Here is a 17,908-nt window from a genome sequence, read left to right as displayed (position 1 = left end):
GGCCTCAGCCCGGCAGGCCCAGCACCGCGGTAGCGATGGCGAAGTAGATCAGCACGCCCACGCCGTCGGCGATGGAGGTCACCAGCGGGGCGGAGGCGGTGGCCGGGTCGAAGCGCAGGCGCTGCAGCAGGAAGGGCAGCAGCATGCCGATCAGGCTGCCCATGATCACGATCAGCACCATGCTCATGGCCACCACCATGGCGATCTCGGTGCCGGCGCGGAAGATCCCCACCACGGAAACGGCCAGCGCCATGGTCAGGCCGAGGCCGATGGCGACCGCTACCTCGCGGCCCAGCAGCTTGGCCCAGTCTCGGGTTCGCACGTCGCCGGTGGCCATGCCGCGTACCATCAGGGTCGCTGCCTGGGAGCCGGCGTTGCCGCCGCTGTCCACCAGCAGGGGCAGGAAGAAGACCAGGGCGATATAGGCCTCGATGGTCTCCTCGAAGTAGGCGATGCCGGCGCCGGAGAAGATGTTGGCGAACACCAGCAGCACCAGCCAGACGATGCGCTTGCGGTAGAGATCGAACAGGCTGGCGTTGCGCAGGCTGCCCTCGATCTTGCCCACTGACACGCCCTTGTGCATGTCCTCGGTGGCCTCCTCCTCGGCCACGTCCATGGCGTCGTCGTAGGTCACGATGCCCACCAGACGGTCGCCGCCGTTGGTTACCGGCAGGGCCATCAGGTCATAGCGCGAGATCAGCTTGGCCACCTCTTCCTGAGGGGTCTCCACCTTGGCCACCACCAGCTCCTCGGTCATCAGGCTCGCCAGGGTGTCCTTGGGGTTGGCCAGGATCATCTCGCGCAGCGACAGGGTGCCCTGCAGGCGGCCCTCGTCGTCCACGCAGTAGATCTGATAGATGGTCTCGGCGTTGGGGCCGGTGCGGCGCACCTTCTCCAGCGCCGTCGCCACGTCCGCCTCGGCGGGCACGGCCACGTACTCGGAGGTCATCAGGGCCCCGGCGGTGCCTTCCTCGTAGCTGGCCAGCTTGCGGATGTCCTCGCGCTCGGCGTGGGCCAGGCGGCGCAGCAGGCCCTGCTGGCGGCCTTCATCGAGCATGTTGAAGAGGTCGGCACGCTCGTCGGCATTCATGAAGTGCATCAGCTCGGCGAGGGTGGCGTCCTCCATCTCGGCGGCAAGCGCACTCTGGGTCTCCTCCTCCAGGTAGCCGAAGGCGCTGGCCCGCTGCTCCATGGGCAGGTAGTCCAGCAGGGAGACGGTGGTGTCCTCCTGCTCGTGCTGGATGAACTCGGCCAGGTCGGCGAGCTGCATCTCGGCGACCAGGTGGCGGATGGCGTCGGTGTCCTGACGCTGAAGGGCGCTGCGCAGGGAGGCAGCGAGAACGGCATAGCTCATGGTATGGCTCCTTGGCGCGCGTCGCTGTGGGCGCGCAGGAGCCACGGCCTAGCGGATAGGCAGGGGCAGGCTCCGGCGCACCACGACGTTCGACGCGGCGCGTTCGATCAGATTATCGGTCGTGTAGTGGCGACTCGGAGGTTCCATTGATTCCTCAAAGGGGTTTCGCTGCCATGCAGCAGCAGGGCGCATATTAGCGGGCGACTTGACCCAGGTAAAGTTTCATGGAGAGCCCTGGCGCGACGGCATCGCCGGTGAGTGACAGCGCGCTTGTCGATCGACCCGCCCAGGGTTCACGGCGCCTCTGGGAAGAGATCCACCGCCACCGGGTCATGGTCCGAGGAGCGGAAGGCGTCGGGCCGGATGAGCCCTGCGGCGCTTTCCGGGCCGTCGTAGCCAAGGAAGGGGGGCTCGTCGGCGTTGATGGGCCAGGGGTGCACCGCCGCCACTGCCGCGGCCAGTTCGGGGCTCGCCAGGGCGTGGTCCAGGTAGCCCGACTCGCCGCGGAAGACGTAGGTGTAGCGCTGCTCCGGCGGCAGCTCCCGGGCGATCAGGTCGACCAGGCCGGTATCGGTCAGGGTGCGGATCGGGTCCTCGGCGCCATAGGCGTTGAGGTCGCCGACCAGCAGCAGCTTCTCGCTTCCCTTGGTGGCGAGCCGCTCGAGGAAGGTCGCCATGGCTTGCGCCTGGGCCACCCGGCGCTCGTTCCAGCAGCCCTGGCCGCGGTCGATATCGCCCCGGGCGGGGCAGCCGGTCTTGGACTTGAAGTGGGCGGTCACCACGCCGAAGGGCTCTCCGCCCTCCTGGCCGCGGAAGAAGGCCGCCAGCGGCGGGCGATGGTGCACCGGGTCATTGTCGGCATGGAGCTCGCTGATGGCCTCTACCCGGTCCGGCCGATAGATGAGGGCGAGCTTGATGGCATCGGAGCCGCGGTCGGCGCTGCCGCCCACCGCCCGGTAGCGCACGCCGGTGCGAAGGCTCAGCTGCTCGACCAGGTCGGCCAGCGCCCCCGGAGTGTTCTGGACCTCCACCAGTGCCAGGATATCGGCACTCAGCCCCGCCACTGCGGCGGCGAGCTTGGCCCGCTGGCGCTCCAGCTCCTCGGCGTTGGCCGCGCCGCGCTGGCCCAGGGTGGTGAAGTAGTTCTCGACGTTGAAGGCCGCCACCCGCAGCCGCTCTCCCGGCTCGTCCAGCGGCGCCGGGCGCGGGTTGGCATCCAAGAAGCGCGGTGTCTCGGTGGGGTGCAGGCGCCAGGCGTTGAAGGCGTGGGTCAGCACCCCGGTCAGCCCCGCGACCCGGCTGCCGACGCGTCGGGTGCCGTCGTCGTTCAGATAGGGAATGGGGCTCGGGAAGGCGCGGTAGCTGCCGTCGTCGAGCATCAGGACGGCGCGCTCCTGGTCATGGTCCGGCGCATTGTTAGGGCGGAAGAGCCGCTCATTGGCGAGCCTCAGGGAGCCATAGCGCCCCAGCTCGTAGTTGCCGGTGACGGTGAGGGGCTCAGAGAAGGCGACCAGCCGCCCCTCCAGCCGGGAGAGCGCCTCCTCGTCCAGGGGCCAGGCCAGCGCCTCGGGCTCCGGCAGTTGGTCGCGGGCGCAGATCTCGACGCGCTCGACCCGCTGCAGCTGAATCTGCCCGCGGTACTCGCCGGTGCGGGCGTGGAGCTGGACGTGCTTGCCCGGCACGAGGCGTTCGGCGTCACGCTCGGTGGCCCCGGGCATGTAGACGAATAGCCCTACCGGGCCCTGCTCGGTGGCCTGCTGCAGGTAGAAACCGTTGAGGCGGTCGCGGCCCAGGAAGGCGCCGGTCACCACGCCCTCGGCCACCACCGACTCGCCCTCGGGCAGGGCCTGGGTGTCGCCTATCCCCTTGATGGTGGCCAGGTCGGCGCTGGAGGGCTCGGGGCAGCTGGCCGCCGCCGGCGCGGCCGAAAGCATCAGGGCCAGCAGGCCGGAGAAGAGGGCTGTCAGGGCGGGGGACTTGGTCATGAGATAACGTCAGCAGGGTGTTGAGGGGGAGAATAGTATGCCTCGTCGCGGCGCCATGGGCACGCCGGTCCCGAATCTTGATATCCAAAGAAGTCGGTTCCTGTCGATTGTACCGAAACGCGTTGACACTCGTTTATTGCGCTGCATATACTGCGCCCGCTTTCCACAGGAAAGCAGACGGAAGCATTTAACAGGCTGGCTCTATTCGAGCTGACTTTTAACAGGCTAAGTTTTCACGAGACCTCAGGGGTACACCATGGAAGATCCCAGTAGTCGATTGTTCGAGCGTGGGGTGCCGAGATCGCTGAAAGCCCCCAAGCTGCCTGCCCGCCTGTGAGCCCCTGCCTGCCTCTTCGGTAGCCCGCTCCCAGGCCATCAGCAGCCTGGAGACGCCTTCATCCTCCTCTTCGCCTCGCGCTCGATAAGCCGCGAGCGTTGCCGTGTCTGACGTTTGCCGCCGGGTGGCACTCTACCGTGCTCCCAGGATGCAGCGTCATGCCGCCCGCAGTGCCGCCCGATACTGTTGCTTCATCCGGTGATTCATTTGAATCGCTGTGGAGTATTATTGTTCTTATATTTCTTTCATGTCAGGAAAGACAATATAAGAGCAAGGATCAAGCTGTGCCTCAAGAATGCTGTTAAAGGGCTTTTCAAGACGGGCTCTTTGATAGCGCTGCGTGAAGTTGGCTTGTAAAGGCTGCCGGTGCTTGCCGGCGCCTGTTAACGAAAGTTGCGCGTAGAAAAACTCTTGAGACAAGTCCCCGGTATGCCGCAGCGCTCCCGGGACCAAGCAAAAGGAATCGTGACATGACCACCCAAGCCATTCATCTGTCTGCCGCCGCTCAGGCGGAGAGGAAGGCCGCACACCCCGTCCGCGACGTCATCTGTCAGCAGTTTCTGCGCGCCAGCGCCGACACCCTGGTGGAGGATGCCCTGAGCATGATTCGCCACTCCTTGCTCTCCGACGAGGTCTCCTCGGCGATGTTCGTTCACGACGCCGAGGGCCGCCATCTGGGCTTTGTGCGCCTCAGCGCCCTGCTGCGTGCGCCAGGCCACCGCACCCTGCGCGATCTGGCCCAGGACCAGGCGCTGCACGCCAACGAGGCGCTGGACCAGGAGGCCGCCGCGCGCCTGCTGCAGAAGCATGACCTGCCGCTGCTGCCGGTGCTGACCGACAGCGGCGTGATGCGCGGCGTGCTGCGCTTCGACACCGCCATGGATATCCTCGACCAGGAGGTGTCCGAAGACATCTACTGGAAGGCGGGTGTGGGCGACGTGACTCACCACCTCGACGCCATTCGCAGCGAGAAACTCACCTCGGGCGGCATCGGCTACCCGGTCAAGGTGCGGGTCATGTTCCTGATGGTCACCCTGGCCGGCGGCATGATGGTGGGCGGCGTGATCGACCACTTCGAGGGGGTGCTGGAGTCGCTGGTGGCGCTGGCCATCTTCATTCCGCTGGTCATGGACATGGGCGGCAACGTCGGCACCCAGTCCACCACCATCTTTGCCCGCGGCCTGGCCCTGGGCCATATCGACCTGAACCGCTTCTTCCGCAACCACCTGCTGCGCGAGGTGCGCGTCGGTCTGGTCATGGGCGTACTGCTGGCAACCCTTGCCGGCATCATCGCCTGGGCCTGGCAGGGCGCGCCCAACGGCATTCCGATGCTCGGCGTGGTGGTCGGCGTGTCGCTGTTCGTTTCCGTGGTGACCGCCAGCGTGCTGGGCTTCCTGCTGCCCTATGTGATGCTGAAGATCGGCGTCGATCACGCCCCGGGCGCCGACCCCTTCATCACCACCATCAAGGACTTCACCGGCCTGGCCGTCTACTTCCTGATGGCTTCCTGGCTGCTCGGCCTCTCCGGCTGAGCACGCTATCCGCTGCCTGCAGCGCCCTGTCGACACCGGCAGGGCGATGCGCTGTCGGGTGACTGCTGGAGGAGGGCTAGGCAGCCCGCGTATCATGGGGCGGCATTCGTCGGCACCTGCCGGTCTGCCTCATGAATCCGATAATACGCCGGGAGCCAAGGTGCACGAGAGCCTGGGAGTCTTCAATCTGCTGCTGGTCGCCGTGGGCGGCGCCCTGGGGGGAATGGGCCGCCTGGCGGTTACCAATGTCTTCAGCCGCCGGCTGGGCGCGCGCTTTCCCTGGGGCACCCTGGCGGTCAATCTGAGCGGCGCGCTGGTGGCGGGCTGGTGGGCCGCACGGCTGGGGATTCCCACCACCCTGGATCTCTCCTCGGCCTGGCTGGCGCTGGTGGTGGGGCTGCTGGGCGGCTACACCACCGTCTCCTCCTTCAGCCTGCAGACCCTGACCCTCTGGCAGAGCGGCCATCCGCGCCGCGCCGTGGCCAACGTGCTGGCCACCTGCCTGGCGGGCCTGGCCATGGCGGCGCTCGGCTGGTGGCTGGCGGGAGGTGGCGCATGAGTCGGCGCTATGCTGCTCTGGTGCCCTACGCGGCGGTGGGGCTCGGCAGCGCGATCGGCAGCCTGCTGCGTTACCTGGTCTCGCTGAGCTCTCTGACGCTTTTCGGCTCGCTCTTCCCCTGGGGAACCCTGGCGGTCAATGTCGTCGGCTCCTGGCTGATCGCCTGGCTGGCCACCCTGGGCGGGCGCTACGCCCACGGTCGCGTGGCGCGCTGGCAGCCCTTCCTGGTGGCCGGCTTCTGCGGCGGTTTCACCACCTTCTCGCTGTTCAGCCTGGAGACCCTGCATCTGCTCACCCTTGGCCGCCCCTGGCTGGCCGCGGCCTACGTGGCCATCAGCCTGCCGCTCTGGTTCGCCGCCGCCTGGCACGGGCAGCGGATGGCTCATCGAATGGCGCGCTAGCGCGGCTTGTACTGGGTGGGGCAGTGGGCCCGCTCCACTCCGGCCGGGCGCAGCGCCCGGTGCTTGGTGGCACGTCCGGTAACGCGCTGACGCCAGCGCCGGAAGGCGGCCGGCTTCAGCGCGCGACGCATGATCGCCACGGTATCGGCCTCGCTCAGGCCGAACTGCGCCTCGATCGCCTCGAAGGGAGTGCGATCCTCCCAGGCCATCTCGATCAGGCGCGAGCGCTCGTCGGCAGGCAGCCGGCGGTAGCGCTCGAGAGCAGGATGGCGCATGGAGACTCCTTGTGCGGTCGGCGTATGGAAAGAAGAGCTGGCGGAGGCTGAGACAGCGCCGGGGAGCAAAGGCTCCCCGGCGGATGGCGTCTCGGAGGCGGCACCGGGCCGCCGGCACTCAAAAGAACTGGCGCACCCCGACAAAGGCGCGGCGCCCCGGCTCGCTGCCCAGCTGATCATCGATGCTGGCGTTGAAGAGGTTGTCGACCCCGCCGAACAGCTCGGTGTTGCCCAGGGTCGGTGGCAGGTAGGTGATGCGTAGATCGCTCAGGGTATAGCCGTCGGCGCGTTCGGCGCCGGCGCTGACGACCTGGCTGCCGACGCGGCGCACGCTGGCGTCGATCTGCCAGGCGTGATCGGGCGTCCAGTTCAGGCTCAGCTCGCCGGCGTGACGCGGTGCCAGGGTCAGGCGCTCCCCCGTCTCCCGGTTTTCGCTGTCGAGCAGGGTCCAGCTCAGGCCTGCCCGGAGCGGCTGCGCCAGCCGGTAGCCGACGGCGGCTTCAAGGCCGTTGATGCGCGCCCGACTGGTGTTGTCGAAGGTCGTGAAGTCGCCGCGGTTGACGCGCTCGATGCGGTCGCTGATGCGCGTCTGGAACAGCGCTAGGTCATAGTCCCAGCCATCGCCTCTGCCGCTCAGCCCCAGCTCGATATTGTCGCTGGTTTCAGGGTCGAGGCTGGCCGCCTGCTTGCCGAGGGCGGCGTCGGCCACATTGGCGCCCACCAGCCGCCCGGCGGGGGTCTCGCGGTTGAGAAACAGCTCCGGTGAGTCCGGCGAGCGGAACCCCTGGGCGAAGTTGAGGCGCAGGTTCAGGGCTTCGCTGGCCCGGTACTGCCCGCCCAGATTGACGCTGGTGGCGTTGCTGGCATTGGACGCCCGGTCGTGACGCACGCCGCCGAGCAGGTCGACGCGCTCGCTCAGCGCCCACTCGTGCTGCATGAAGCCTGCCAGGTAACGGTTGGTGGCGGTTTCAGGGATGTTTTCCGGATTGAAGAAGGGTGTGTCGCGCTCCTCCTCGCGGTATTCGCTGCCCACCAGGGTGCGATGGGCGCCTTCTCCCAGGGTGGCAATCAGTTCGTGGCTGTCGATGGTGACCTTGCCGGTGCCGGAAACGCTGGCGGAGTCCGCCTGGCTGGCATAGCCCATCTCTCGCCACAGCGGCGTGGTAATGGTTTCGTCCTTTTCGTAGTAGGTGCGATAGCTGCGCCAGTCGATCTGCAGGGCTTCCCGAGGCTGCCAGCGGGCATCGATGCCCAGGTTCCAGCGGTCGTTTTCCCAGTCGTTGTTAACCGGGGCGTTGCGCACCGGAAGCGAGCCCCTGGGGCCGCTCACATTGGAAGGGTGCATCATGGCGATGAAGTCGCCGCTGCGCCGTTCGTGGGTATAGTCGAGGTCGGCGCCCAGGCGAAAGGCGGGCGCCAGCTGCTGCTCCAGGCGGCCGCCCAGGTTGATCAGCTCCGTGGGCTCGCGCAGGCTGACTCCCACTGGCTGGCTGTCCGGAAGCTGCTGCAGCTGCGGCGAGGGGTGAGCGGAGGGCGGCACCGGCTGGCCCTGCAGCGGCACTTGGGGGCGAGCGGTGCGGGTTTCGCGCCAGGCTTCCTGCTTGAGCGCCGAGAACCAGCCGCTGAAGCCGGTATCGCCCTGGCGGCCGCGGAGATCGCCCTGGAGCCGATAGCGCGCCGCCTCGCTGCCGCCCACGCTGCCCTCCAGCTGGCCCTCGAGGCCATCCTGGGGCGACTTGGTAATGATGTTGATGATGCCGCCCAGGGCGTCAGAGCCATAGAGCACGCCCATGGGGCCCTTGACGATCTCGATGCGCTCGATGCGGGCCACGCTGATGCGGTCCAGCTCGAAGCCCTGGCCCACCTCGCCGGCCAGGCGGCGACCATCGACCAGCAGCAGGGTGCCGTTGGCGCCGGCGCCGCGAATCGATATATCGCCGCGGCCGGGCGTGGTCAGCACGCCCGGCGTCTGGCGCAGCGCATCGCGCAGGGTGGCGGCGCCCAGGGCCTGAAGGTCGCGCTCGGTGATCACCTCGGTGGCGATGGGAGAGCGCTCGGCGCTGCGCTCGGTGCGCGTGGCCGAGACCACGATATCGTCCAGGGCGCGGACGTCGGCCTGGGCCGTGCCGGCGCCCACGCTGAGGGCCAGCGCGGCGGTGGCGGCGGCCTTGAGCACGCCGGGTGTCGGAGAGATGGTTGTCGATTGCATAAGCCGGTGATCAAGGCCGCTTGAAGGGCGCCTCGGGTCCTCCTGAGGGTGAGTTAAGGTAGGGCATGCCTTGCACGTGCCGGGTGGGTGAGCGCCGAGTCGTGCAAAGCGCAGTGGAAGAGGGCGGGCGCTCAGGCGGACCGGCGCCTGCGCCGTTCCATCAGGTGCCGGATCAGCAGGCCCGCCAGGTAGAGCAGGGCGGCGCAGAGCACGATGGTGGCGCCGGCCGGCAGGTCGCCGGCATAGGCGGTTGCCAGCCCCACGCTCACCGCCAGCAGGGCCGCACCGCAGGCGGCAAGCATCATGGCGGGCAGGCGGGCCGTACCCAGCCGGGCGGTGGCGGCCGGCAGGGTGACCAGCGCCATGACCATCACCAGCCCCACGGTGTGGACCAGCACCACGACCGCCAGCGCCACCACGATCAGAAAGCAGGCGTAGAGCAGGCCGGTGGGCACGCCTCGCAGGGCGGCGAATTCCGGGTCGAACAGGGTGGCCGCCAGCGGTCGATAGCTCAGCCACAGCAGCCCCAGCATGAGCGCGTTGAGGCCCAGCATCAGCATGACCTGGTCGCGGGTGGCCATCAGCAGGCTGCCCAGCAGGTAGCTCATCAGATTGACGCTGTAGCCGGGGGCCTGGGCCAGGGCGATGATGCCGACGGCCATGCCCACCGCCCAGAGGGCGCCGATCAGCATGTCCTCGTTCTCCCGGATGCGCAGGCTGGCAAAGGCGATCAGCAGCGCCGAGGCCACGGCCGCCAGCAGGGCGCCGAGCAGCGGCGGGGCGCCCAGCCAGTGGGCGATGCCCAGGCCACCCAGCACGCTATGGGCAATGCCGCCGGCCATGAAAGCGAGGCGCCGTGAGACCACCAGCGGGCCGACCACGCCGCTGGCCACGGCGCTCGCCAGGCCGGCCAGCATCACGATCTGCAGGAAGGGGTAGTGCCAGAGGGCTTGCAGGAAGGTCATCGGTGGCCGGCCTCCCGGTGCGCGGTCGGATGAGCGGTCGGGTGAATGTCGGGTAGCGTCAAGGAGCGTCGCGACAGGCAGCGCTCCACGTGGAGCAGTTCGCCCAGATAGGGCCAGGCCTGCTCGAGGTCGTGGGTGACCATGAGAATCGGCAGCCGCTGCGCCAGCGCCGCCAGGGTGGCCATCAGGGCGTCGCCGCCGGCTCGGTCCAGGTGGGCGCAGGGCTCGTCGAGCAGCAGCATGTCGGGATTCGCCGCCAGGGCCCGGGCAATCAGCATGCGCTGACGCTGGCCGCCGGAGAGCGAGCGCGGCGTGCGCCCCTGCAGCTCGGTGATCTGCAGGGCGGCGAGCGCCTCATCGATGCGGGCGTGGTCGTTCCTTCCCAGGCGGCGCCACCAGCGCGCATCGAGGCGGCCCTGGGCGACGATGTCGCGCACGCTGAGCGGCGTGTCCGCCTGCAGGGTGGGGTGCTGGGCCACGTAGCCGAGCCGGTGGCGCTGCTGTGACACCGTGCCGCCCAGCAGCTCGATGTTGCCGCGGGAGGGTGTCAGCAGGCCGGCGATCAGGCGCAGCAGGGTGCTCTTGCCGCCGCCGTTGGGGCCGCTGATCGCCACCAGGCGCGGGGCGTCCAGGCAGTAGCTGACGTCGCTGAGTATCGGCGTGCCGTCGGCATAGCCGAAGGCGACCCGCTCCAGGCGCAGCAGCGGCGGGGTTAGAGCCACCTTGCCAGCTCCTCGGCAATATGGCGCATGTTGTCCAGCACGTCCTCGGCCAGGGGGGCGATGGCGACGACTTCCGCGCCCACCGCATCGGCGACCGCTCGCGCCACCTCCTGGTTGAACTGGCGCTGCACGAAGATGACGCGTACCTCCTCGGCGAGGGCCGTCTCGATGGTGGCCTGCAGCGCCCTGGGGCCGGGCTCGCGGCCGTCCACCTCGATGGGAATCTGACGCAGCCCGTAGTCCCGGGCCAGGTAGCCCCAGGCCGGATGAAAGACCATGAAGGCGCGACCTTCGACGCCGCTCAGCGTCTCGGCCATGTCGCGGTCCAGCGCCTCCAGCGCTGCGACATGGCGCGCCGCTCCGGCCCGAAACTGTTCGGCATGTTCCGGCAGCAGCCGAGTCAGGGCGTCACGCACGCTACGGGTCTGTTCGATCATGCGGCGTGGGCTGACCCAGATATGCCGATCCAGGCGCTCCGGGTTCAGCGTCATGCCGTCGGGTACGGCGTGTAGGTGCTGGGCGATCGGCAGCAGCTCGATCCCCTCACGGGTATCTACGAAGGTGACCTGCGGGTGCGCCTGCTTCAGGCGCGGCAGCCAGGTGTCCTCGAAGGGCACGCCGATGGAGAAGTAGGCCAGCGCGTCGTTCAGCCGAGTCATCTGGCGGGGGCCGGGTTCGAAGGTGGCCGGGCTCTGGCCCGGTGGTACCAGCACCTCGACACGGGCCAGGTCGCCGGCCACGGCCTCGACCATGGACTTTTGGGGCAGGATGCTGACGAACAGCGTATGGGGTGCGGCGGCGGCCGGCACGGCGAGTGCCAGCAGGCAAGCGGCCAGCAGCAGGCCGCCCAGGCTGCGCCGTCGAAGCATCGAGGCGCGTTGGAAATGGTGGCGCATGGCGGTGCCCGTCCCTGATGTCGTGGATAATTACATGAGTAATTACGTTATAATATAACGACATTGCGGCGGGAGAGCGGCAGGTTGCCGCAGCGCGCGACGGCGTGCGCTGCGGCTCGGCGAGTCAAGGCGGACGGCCGGGGTTTAGGCGACGTCGTTGCCCAGGGACTTGAGCCTTTCGGGGCTGAGGGCCAGGTCGTCGTTGCGATTGACGCCCACGCCCTGCTCGATGATGCCGCGGGCGATCGCCTGGGCCTCTTCCAGGGAGTGCATCTGATAGGTGCCGCACTGGTGCTCGTTGAGCTCCGGAATGTCCTCCATGCGCTTGACCTCCAGCACGTCGCGCATGGCGGCCAGCCAGGCGTCGGCGACGCTCTGCTCGCTCGGGCTGCCCAGCAGGCTCATGTAGAAGCCGGTGCGGCAGCCCATGGGCGAGATGTCGATGATCTCGACGCTGTCGCCGTTCAGATGCTGGCGCATGAAGCCGGCAAACAGATGCTCCAGGGTATGGATGCCCTTTTCGCCCATCATGTCCTCGTTGGGCTTGTTGAAGCGCAGGTCGAAGACGGTGATGACGTCGCCGGAGGGGGAGCGCATGGTCTTGGCAACGCGTACCGCCGGGGCATTCATGATGGTGTGGTCTACGGTAAAGCTGTCGAGAAGCGGCATGTCGACTCCTGCAGGTCAGGGGGAAGGGCGCGGCGGCACGGGCCGCGCCCGGTGCCTGCATGGTATCTCGCCGCGCCGCCTGTTCGCCAGCGCCGGACGTTTGACGAAGGGCCGGCGCTGGACTATCGTAACGTCATTACATGGAGTTTTGGAATGAAGGCAGCGCAAGGAATGGAGAAAACGCAGGGAATGGAGAGACAGCATGGACACCTGTGACGCCCGCGACCATCGCTCGGCCCCGCCCCGCTCGGTGCCCGACGAGCAGCGCCTGGCCCGCACGGCGGGGCTCTTCAAGGCGCTGGGCGACCCCGCCAGGCTGGCGCTGCTGTACCAGCTTCGAGAGGGCGAACGCTGCGTCGGCGACCTGGTGGCGGAGGGCCAGAAGCTCTCCACCGTGTCCGCCAGACTTCAAACCCTGTTGAATGCCAGGCTGGTGGTCAGGCGTCGCGATGCCAAGCACCTTTTCTATCGCCTGGCGGACCAGCATGTTGTCGAGCTTATCGAGAACGCCCTGGCGCATGCTGACGAGCTGACGTCCGCGGGTTCGGGTCAGGCCCACCAGAGCGACGTCTAGCCCCCGACAGGCGACTATCCCAGGAGGTCACCATGAGCTGCAAGATTCATCACGATCATCCCCATGAGCACGGCCCGGACTGCGGCCATACCCGCATCCTGCACAACGGCCACGTCGACTATCTCCACGATGGCCATCTGCATCACCCCCACGATGACCACGTGGATGAGCATGTCATCGAGGTGTCCGACAAGAACCCCGATGCCTGCACGCCGCACCATCAGTGCCAGGGCCACGACCCCGACCACGTGCACGGCCCGGGATGCGGCCACGAGCCGGTACCGCACGGCGATCACATCGACTATCTGGTTGATGGCCACCTGCACCATCCGCACGGCGACCACTGCGACGATCACGGGCCCATCGACGTCATGCGCTGATCGCCGCTGACGGCTCGCCCCGGTGAGCCGTCAGGCCAGTCACCTCCCGTCAACCCCCGGCGCTTGCGCCGGGGGTTGTCACGTCAAGGGATCTCCAGAAAGGCCATGGGCGCTCCCTGAGGGCGTCCGACCAGCCAGGCGCGCGCCGAGGTCGTCGGTCGAGCTCATGCGGATGCCTCCGCGGCGCTTGCCGAAGCGCGCAGGCGCGCCAGGCGGGCCGCCTGGTCGTGGTGCCGAGCCTCCCGGTCGGGGGCCTGGCACTCGGCCTGAAGCCGGGCGATGGCCTCCTCCACGTCCAGGGTGCCGAGATCGCTGCCGTCCCGGTGGCGCAGGGTCACGCGGCCCTCGGCCGCCTCCCGGCCGCCGACGATCAGCAGGAAGGGAATCCGCTGCAGGGTCTGCTCGCGGATCTTGTAGCCGATCTTCTCGTTGCGCACGTCGGCCTCGGCGCGCAGCCCGGCGCCGCACAGCGCCTCGCAAAGCGCCTCGGCGTAGCCCGCCTGGGCCTCGGTGATCGACATCACCACCGCCTGCTGCGGCGCCAGCCAGGCGGGCAGCTTGCCGGCGTGATGCTCGATCAGGATGCCGAGGAAGCGCTCCAGGGAGCCGAATAGCGCGCGGTGCAGCAGCACGGGGCGCTGGCGCAGGCCCTGTTCGTCCACGTAGTCGAGCCCGAAGCGCTCGGGCAGGTTCATGTCCACCTGCAGGGTGCCGCACTGCCAGTCGCGGCCGATGGCGTCGCGCAGCACGAACTCCAGCTTGGGCCCGTAGAAGGCGCCCTCGCCGGGGTTGAGCTCGTAGGCCAGCTCCATCGTCTCCAGGGCGTCGGTCAAGGCCCCCTCCAGGCGGTCCCAGACGGCCTCGCTGCCCATGCGGTTCTCCGGCCGGGTGGAGAGCTTGAGGCGCACCTCCTCGAAGCCGAACTCCCGGTAGATGTCGAGCACCAGCGCCACCACCCGGCGGCACTCCGCGTTCATCTGCTCCGGCGTGCAGTAGATATGGGCGTCGTCCTGGGTGAAGTGGCGCACCCGCAGCAGGCCGTGCAGGGCGCCGGAGGGCTCGTAGCGGTGGACCTTGCCGAACTCGCCCATGCGGATGGGCAGGTCGCGGTAGCTCTTCAGGCCGTGGCGGTAGAGAAGCACGCTGCCGGGGCAGTTCATCGGCTTGAGCGCCAGGGAGCGACCATCCTCCGTCTGGGTGGTGTACATGTGCTCCTGATAGTTCTGCCAGTGGCCCGAGGTCTCCCAGAGGCCGCGGTCCATGATGTCCGGCGTGTTCACCTCCACGTAGCCGCCGGCGGCCTGACGGCGGCGCATGTAGGCGATCAGGGTCTGCAGCACGGTCCAGCCGCCGGGGTGCCAGAACACCGCGCCGGGGGCCTCCTCCTGGAAGTGAAAGAGCCCCAGCTGGCGCCCCAGGCGGCGGTGGTCGCGCTTCTCCGCCTCCTCCAGGCGCTTGAGGTAGGCCTTGAGGGCCTTGCGGTCGGCCCAGGCGGTGCCGTAGAGGCGCTGCAGCTGGGCGTTGCGGGCATCGCCCCGCCAGTAGGCGCCGGAGAGCTTGGTCAGCCGGAAGTGCTTGAGAAAGCGGGTGTTGGGCACGTGGGGGCCGCGGCACATGTCCACGTACTCCTGGTGAAAGTAGAGCCCCAGGGTGGCTTCGTCGGGCATCTCCTCGATCAGTCGCCGCTTGTAGCTCTCGCCGCGCTCGTGGAAGATCCGCAGGGCCTCTTCCCGGGGCACCCGCCGCTTGATGACGTCGTACTCCTGGGCGATCAGCGCCTTCATGCGCGCCTCGATGGCCGCCTGATCCTCCGGCGTGAAGGGGCGCTCGAAGGCGATATCGTAGTAGAAGCCGTCGTCGATGACCGGGCCGATCACCATCTCGGCATCGGGGTAGAGCTGCTTGACGGCGTGGCCCACCAGGTGGGCGCAGGAGTGGCGGATGATCGCCAGCCCTTCGGGGTCGTCTGGCGTGATCACCTGCACCCGGGTGTCCCGGGTGATGGGGTCGCAGGCGTCCACCAGCTCGCCGTCCACGCGGCCGGCCAGCGCCTGGCGGGCCAGGCCGGGGCCGATGGCGGCGGCGATCTCCGCCACGCTGGTGGGGGACGCCAGCGTCAGCTCGCGCTCGTCCGGCAGGGTGATGGTGAGGGTGTCGCCGGCGGCGGGGGAGGGCGTCTCGGTCATGGCGTCGTTCTCATGGGGTTCTCGGGGAGATGGGGCGCAGGAGATAGGGATCAGGCGCTGCCGGTGGCGAGGGTCAGCGGCGCCCAGCGGGGACCTTCGGGCGTGTCGCGCACCTCGGCACCCAGCTCGGCCAGGGCGTCGCGCAGGGCATCGGCGCGGGCGAAGTCGCGCTGCCGTCGTGCGCTTTCGCGCTCGGCGACCAGCGCCTCGATGCGCGCCACCGGCAGGTCGGAGCGCCGGGGCGACAGCGCCGCCAGGGCCTCGGCGGGGGGCTGCTGCAGCAGGCCCAGCAGCCTGGCCGAGGCCAGCACGGCACCCTTGGCGCGGGCGCGCCCGGCGTCGTCGTCGGCGGCCTTCAGGTCATCCACCAGCCGCTGCAGGCGGGTCAGCGCCTCGGCAACGTTGAGGTCCCGGCGCAGCGCCGCCGTAAGCTCGGCATCCGGCGGCGTCGCGGGGTCCGCCTCGAGCCCCTCCACCTCGGAAAGCGCCCGGTAGTGTTCGATCAGGGTGCGGCGGGCGCGCATCAGGCGCTCGCTGTTCCAGTCCAGGGGGCGGCGGTAGTGGGTGGCGAGCAGGGCCAGGCGCACCGCCTCCCCAGGGGCCTGGTCGAGCAGGTCGCGCACCAGCAGCACGTTGCCCAGCGACTTCGACATCTTCTGGCCGTCCACGGTGACGAAGCTGTTGTGCACCCAGGTATGGCAGTAGCGGGCGCCGTGGGCGCAGGTGCCCTGGGCGATCTCGTTCTCGTGGTGGGGAAAGATCAGGTCCTGGCCGCCGCCGTGGATGTCGATGGTGTGGCCCAGGTGCTCGCCGATCATGGCGGTGCACTCCACGTGCCAGCCGGGCCGTCCGCGCCCCCAGGGGCTCTCCCAGCCCGGCTGCTCGGGCGCGGAGGGCTTCCACAGCACGAAGTCCAGCGGGTCGCGCTTGTAGGGCGCCACCTCCACCCGGGCTCCGGCCAGCATCTCCTCGGGGCGGCGCCCGGAGAGCTGGCCGTACTCGGCGAAGGAGCCGACCTGGAAGAGCACGTGCCCCTCGGCCTCGTAGGCGTGGCCGCGCTCGATCAGGGTCTCGATCAGCGCGATGATCTCGGGCATGTGCTCGGTGACCCTGGGTTCGAGGTCCGGCGGCAGCACGCCCAGCGCCCGCATGTCCTCGTGGTAGGCGTCGATATAGCGTTCGGTGATGGTGCGGATCGGCACCCCGGCGTCGGCCGCCGCGGCGTTGATCTTGTCGTCCACGTCGGTGAAGTTGCGCGCATAGACCACCTGGGCATAGTCCTGGCGCAGCACCCGCGCCAGCAGGTCGAAGACCACCGCCGGGCGGGCGTTGCCGATATGGGCGTAGTTGTAGACGGTGGGGCCGCAGACGTAGAGGGTCACGCGGTCCGGCCGTTCGGTGCGCAGCGTCTCGCGGCGGCGAGTCAGTGTATTGAAGAGTTGCATCGTGCTCCCATGGGCGGCGTTGGCGTTACCGATTCAGCGGCGCGGTGATGACCTCCACCGCGTCGTCGCGAATGGCGTTGTAGAAGCAGTTGGGGCGGCCGGTGTGGCAGGCGGGACCCTGCTGGTCGACCCTGAGCAGCACCGCATCGCCGTCGCAGTCCAGCCGCGCCTCGACCAGTCGCTGGCGGTGCCCGGAGCTCTCGCCCTTGCGCCACAGGGTCTGCCGCGAACGCGACCAGTAGCAGACGCGCCCGGTGGTCAGGGTCTCCAGCAGCGCCTCGCGGTTCATCCAGGCCAGCATCAGCACCTCGCCGCTGTCGTGCTGCTGGGCGATGGCGGTGATCAGGCCGTCGGCGTTCCAGGGAATGGCGGCCAGCACCTCGGCCAGCGCATGGCGCTCGCCGCGCTCGGCCTGCTCCAGCTGCAGCCAGATATCCATCACGCCTCCTGCCAGTTCCACTGGCTGCGCGCCACGGCGTCGTGGGCGTGCAGGCTCTCGGCGTGAACCACGCGCAGGGAGAAGCCCTCGAGGCCGGGCTGGTCGCGCAGGGCGTGGTGCAGGCGCCGGGCGGCATCCTCGCAGAACATCAGGTTCTGGCCGTTGGCCAGGGCGAAGGCCTGCTCGTCCACGCGCTTCACGGCGGTCTGCAGGGCGGTGCCCAGCGCCCGCTCCACGCGGTCGACCAGCGCCAGCAGCGGCAGGGCGTCCCGGCCGGCGTCGAGGCGCACGGCCAGGTGCGCCTGGCTGCGCTGGCTATGGGGCGTGGCCAGCACGCCCTGGTCGCTGCCCAGCCAGGCCCTGACCGACTCGCGGGTCACCGGTATCTCGGTGAAGTCCTCGTCGAAGGCCTGCTGGATCAGCTGGCGGGCCAGGGCCGCCGAGCAGGGGCAGGTGGAGGAGTAGCCCACGCTCAGCTCGAGGATGGCGTGCAGGCCCTGGGCATCACGGCGGCAGCGCAGGGTGAAGGGGTAGGTCTTCCAGCCCGACAGGGGGCTGATCAGCGCCGGGCGGCGCAGCAGCGCTTCCCCCTCCAGGTCGAGAAAGGCGCGCTTGGCGAGCCCCTCGTGGCTCCCCAGAAAGGCGTCGAGCACCGCGGCCACCCGGGGCAGCGAGAGCTCCTGATCTTCCAGCTCGGCCAGCGCCAGGTAGAGGCGCGACATGTGGATGCCGCGGGCGGTGGGATCATCGAGGCTGACGCCCGCCGAGGCGCGGCCGGCGATGGCCTGGCCGGCCACCTTGAGCGGCAGGGCGATGCCCTCCATGCCCACCCAGCTCAGGGTGCCGAGGCGGGTGGAGGGCGAGGCCGCGATATCTTCCAGAGGTTGCTTGTTCATAAAGGGCTCATTCGGTGATTGCAGCTGCAAATGTTATAACATAACATTTTGCGTCGACCGATCACCAGTCAAAGGCCTGCCCGA

17 protein-coding genes are annotated in these 17,908 nt (G+C 68.9%); 5 read left to right on the top strand and 12 right to left on the bottom strand.

What is annotated here, in order from left to right; genetic code table 11:
- Positions 1 to 4: 4 nt before the first annotated feature.
- Positions 5 to 1,354, bottom strand: a complete 1,350-nt coding sequence (gene mgtE, locus ACRYRV_RS04280) for a magnesium transporter (protein ID WP_253449830.1) — start codon at positions 1,352 to 1,354, stop codon at positions 5 to 7.
- Positions 1,355 to 1,647: 293 nt separating this feature from the next.
- Positions 1,648 to 3,339 carry an ExeM/NucH family extracellular endonuclease gene (locus tag ACRYRV_RS04275; RefSeq protein ID WP_444985841.1) on the bottom strand — a complete coding sequence of 564 codons (1,692 nt, stop codon included), beginning with the start codon at positions 3,337 to 3,339 and terminating at the stop codon, positions 1,648 to 1,650.
- A gap of 807 nt (positions 3,340 to 4,146) precedes the next feature.
- On the opposite strand from ACRYRV_RS04275, the gene ACRYRV_RS04270 reads away from it, so the two are divergent.
- The 3 genes from ACRYRV_RS04270 to ACRYRV_RS04260 all read left to right on the top strand — a co-directional run bounded on the left by ACRYRV_RS04270 (position 4,147) and on the right by ACRYRV_RS04260 (position 6,168).
- On the top strand, positions 4,147 to 5,208 hold the full coding sequence (locus ACRYRV_RS04270) for a magnesium transporter (RefSeq protein ID WP_444985842.1): 1,062 nt from the start codon (positions 4,147 to 4,149) through the stop codon (positions 5,206 to 5,208).
- A gap of 160 nt (positions 5,209 to 5,368) precedes the next feature.
- Complete coding sequence (gene crcB / locus ACRYRV_RS04265) at positions 5,369 to 5,767, top strand: fluoride efflux transporter CrcB (protein WP_444985843.1); 399 nt, start codon at positions 5,369 to 5,371, stop codon at positions 5,765 to 5,767.
- On the top strand, positions 5,764 to 6,168 hold the full coding sequence (locus ACRYRV_RS04260; RefSeq protein ID WP_444985844.1) for a fluoride efflux transporter FluC: 405 nt from the start codon (positions 5,764 to 5,766) through the stop codon (positions 6,166 to 6,168). Before crcB ends, ACRYRV_RS04260 begins: the two co-directional genes overlap by 4 nt.
- Here the strand turns inward: ACRYRV_RS04260 and ACRYRV_RS04255 are convergent.
- The 6 genes from ACRYRV_RS04255 to luxS form a co-directional block, all read right to left on the bottom strand.
- Positions 6,165 to 6,443: a TIGR03643 family protein gene (locus ACRYRV_RS04255; protein ID WP_444985845.1), complete on the bottom strand. Its 279-nt coding sequence runs from the start codon at positions 6,441 to 6,443 to the stop codon at positions 6,165 to 6,167. The two genes, ACRYRV_RS04260 and ACRYRV_RS04255, sit on opposite strands and share 4 nt — an antisense overlap.
- Before the next feature lie 118 nt (positions 6,444 to 6,561).
- Positions 6,562 to 8,652 carry a TonB-dependent receptor plug domain-containing protein gene (locus tag ACRYRV_RS04250; RefSeq protein ID WP_444985846.1) on the bottom strand — a complete coding sequence of 697 codons (2,091 nt, stop codon included), beginning with the start codon at positions 8,650 to 8,652 and terminating at the stop codon, positions 6,562 to 6,564.
- Between the two features lie 131 nt (positions 8,653 to 8,783).
- Positions 8,784 to 9,617 carry a metal ABC transporter permease gene (locus ACRYRV_RS04245; RefSeq protein ID WP_309636168.1) on the bottom strand — a complete coding sequence of 278 codons (834 nt, stop codon included), beginning with the start codon at positions 9,615 to 9,617 and terminating at the stop codon, positions 8,784 to 8,786.
- The gene (locus ACRYRV_RS04240; RefSeq protein WP_444985847.1) at positions 9,614 to 10,339 is read right to left on the bottom strand and encodes a metal ABC transporter ATP-binding protein; all 726 of its coding nucleotides are present in this window, start codon (positions 10,337 to 10,339) and stop codon (positions 9,614 to 9,616) included. Before ACRYRV_RS04240 ends, ACRYRV_RS04245 begins: the two co-directional genes overlap by 4 nt.
- Complete coding sequence (locus tag ACRYRV_RS04235) at positions 10,330 to 11,235, bottom strand: metal ABC transporter solute-binding protein, Zn/Mn family (RefSeq protein ID WP_444985848.1); 906 nt, start codon at positions 11,233 to 11,235, stop codon at positions 10,330 to 10,332. The genes ACRYRV_RS04240 and ACRYRV_RS04235 overlap by 10 nt, the downstream gene beginning before the upstream one ends.
- A gap of 144 nt (positions 11,236 to 11,379) precedes the next feature.
- Complete coding sequence (gene luxS / locus ACRYRV_RS04230) at positions 11,380 to 11,904, bottom strand: S-ribosylhomocysteine lyase (protein ID WP_444985849.1); 525 nt, start codon at positions 11,902 to 11,904, stop codon at positions 11,380 to 11,382.
- A 202-nt stretch (positions 11,905 to 12,106) separates the two neighbouring features.
- Here luxS and ACRYRV_RS04225 point away from each other — a divergent pair, with 202 nt between their 5' ends.
- Both ACRYRV_RS04225 and ACRYRV_RS04220 read left to right on the top strand, forming a co-directional pair.
- Entirely contained in the window at positions 12,107 to 12,478 is a 372-nt protein-coding gene (locus ACRYRV_RS04225) for an ArsR/SmtB family transcription factor (protein ID WP_444985850.1), read from the top strand.
- 32 nt (positions 12,479 to 12,510) lie between these two features.
- A complete protein-coding gene (locus ACRYRV_RS04220; protein ID WP_444985851.1) occupies positions 12,511 to 12,858 on the top strand; it encodes a hypothetical protein in 348 nt (115 codons plus the stop codon).
- 164 nt (positions 12,859 to 13,022) lie between these two features.
- Here ACRYRV_RS04220 and thrS read toward each other — a convergent pair whose 3' ends face one another.
- From thrS to folE2, 4 genes are read right to left on the bottom strand one after another with little or no spacing between them, the layout of a single operon-like run.
- Complete coding sequence (thrS, locus tag ACRYRV_RS04215) at positions 13,023 to 15,044, bottom strand: threonine--tRNA ligase (RefSeq protein WP_444985852.1); 2,022 nt, start codon at positions 15,042 to 15,044, stop codon at positions 13,023 to 13,025.
- 50 nt (positions 15,045 to 15,094) lie between these two features.
- Entirely contained in the window at positions 15,095 to 16,489 is a 1,395-nt protein-coding gene (cysS, locus tag ACRYRV_RS04210) for a cysteine--tRNA ligase (RefSeq protein ID WP_444985853.1), read from the bottom strand.
- 25 nt (positions 16,490 to 16,514) lie between these two features.
- Positions 16,515 to 16,928, bottom strand: coding sequence for a phosphoribosyl-AMP cyclohydrolase (gene hisI / locus ACRYRV_RS04205; RefSeq protein ID WP_444985854.1), 414 nt, complete (start codon positions 16,926 to 16,928; stop codon positions 16,515 to 16,517).
- Complete coding sequence (folE2, locus tag ACRYRV_RS04200) at positions 16,928 to 17,824, bottom strand: GTP cyclohydrolase FolE2 (RefSeq protein WP_444985855.1); 897 nt, start codon at positions 17,822 to 17,824, stop codon at positions 16,928 to 16,930. Before folE2 ends, hisI begins: the two co-directional genes overlap by 1 nt.
- Positions 17,825 to 17,908: the final 84 nt, after the last annotated feature.

The organism is Halomonas mongoliensis (assembly GCF_052496345.1).
The sequence above is the reverse complement of the archived record's forward strand: the minus strand, read 5'-3'. Positions and strand labels throughout refer to the sequence as shown.

What these genes read in the sequence shown, in the direction of transcription:
- ACRYRV_RS04220 (WP_444985851.1), top strand. Translation starts at nt 12,511, where the DNA reads ATGAGCTGCAAGATTCATCACGATCATCCCCATGAGCACGGCCCGGAC.
- ACRYRV_RS04260 (WP_444985844.1), top strand. Translation starts at nt 5,764, where the DNA reads ATGAGTCGGCGCTATGCTGCTCTGGTGCCCTACGCGGCGGTGGGGCTC.
- ACRYRV_RS04275 (WP_444985841.1), bottom strand. Translation starts at nt 3,339, where the DNA reads ATGACCAAGTCCCCCGCCCTGACAGCCCTCTTCTCCGGCCTGCTGGCC.
- folE2 (WP_444985855.1), bottom strand. Translation starts at nt 17,824, where the DNA reads ATGAACAAGCAACCTCTGGAAGATATCGCGGCCTCGCCCTCCACCCGC.
- ACRYRV_RS04225 (WP_444985850.1), top strand. Translation starts at nt 12,107, where the DNA reads ATGGACACCTGTGACGCCCGCGACCATCGCTCGGCCCCGCCCCGCTCG.
- thrS (WP_444985852.1), bottom strand. Translation starts at nt 15,044, where the DNA reads ATGACCGAGACGCCCTCCCCCGCCGCCGGCGACACCCTCACCATCACC.
- hisI (WP_444985854.1), bottom strand. Translation starts at nt 16,928, where the DNA reads ATGGATATCTGGCTGCAGCTGGAGCAGGCCGAGCGCGGCGAGCGCCAT.
- mgtE (WP_253449830.1), bottom strand. Translation starts at nt 1,354, where the DNA reads ATGAGCTATGCCGTTCTCGCTGCCTCCCTGCGCAGCGCCCTTCAGCGT.
- ACRYRV_RS04255 (WP_444985845.1), bottom strand. Translation starts at nt 6,443, where the DNA reads ATGCGCCATCCTGCTCTCGAGCGCTACCGCCGGCTGCCTGCCGACGAG.
- ACRYRV_RS04270 (WP_444985842.1), top strand. Translation starts at nt 4,147, where the DNA reads ATGACCACCCAAGCCATTCATCTGTCTGCCGCCGCTCAGGCGGAGAGG.
- ACRYRV_RS04235 (WP_444985848.1), bottom strand. Translation starts at nt 11,235, where the DNA reads ATGCGCCACCATTTCCAACGCGCCTCGATGCTTCGACGGCGCAGCCTG.
- luxS (WP_444985849.1), bottom strand. Translation starts at nt 11,904, where the DNA reads ATGCCGCTTCTCGACAGCTTTACCGTAGACCACACCATCATGAATGCC.
- ACRYRV_RS04245 (WP_309636168.1), bottom strand. Translation starts at nt 9,617, where the DNA reads ATGACCTTCCTGCAAGCCCTCTGGCACTACCCCTTCCTGCAGATCGTG.
- ACRYRV_RS04250 (WP_444985846.1), bottom strand. Translation starts at nt 8,652, where the DNA reads ATGCAATCGACAACCATCTCTCCGACACCCGGCGTGCTCAAGGCCGCC.
- cysS (WP_444985853.1), bottom strand. Translation starts at nt 16,489, where the DNA reads ATGCAACTCTTCAATACACTGACTCGCCGCCGCGAGACGCTGCGCACC.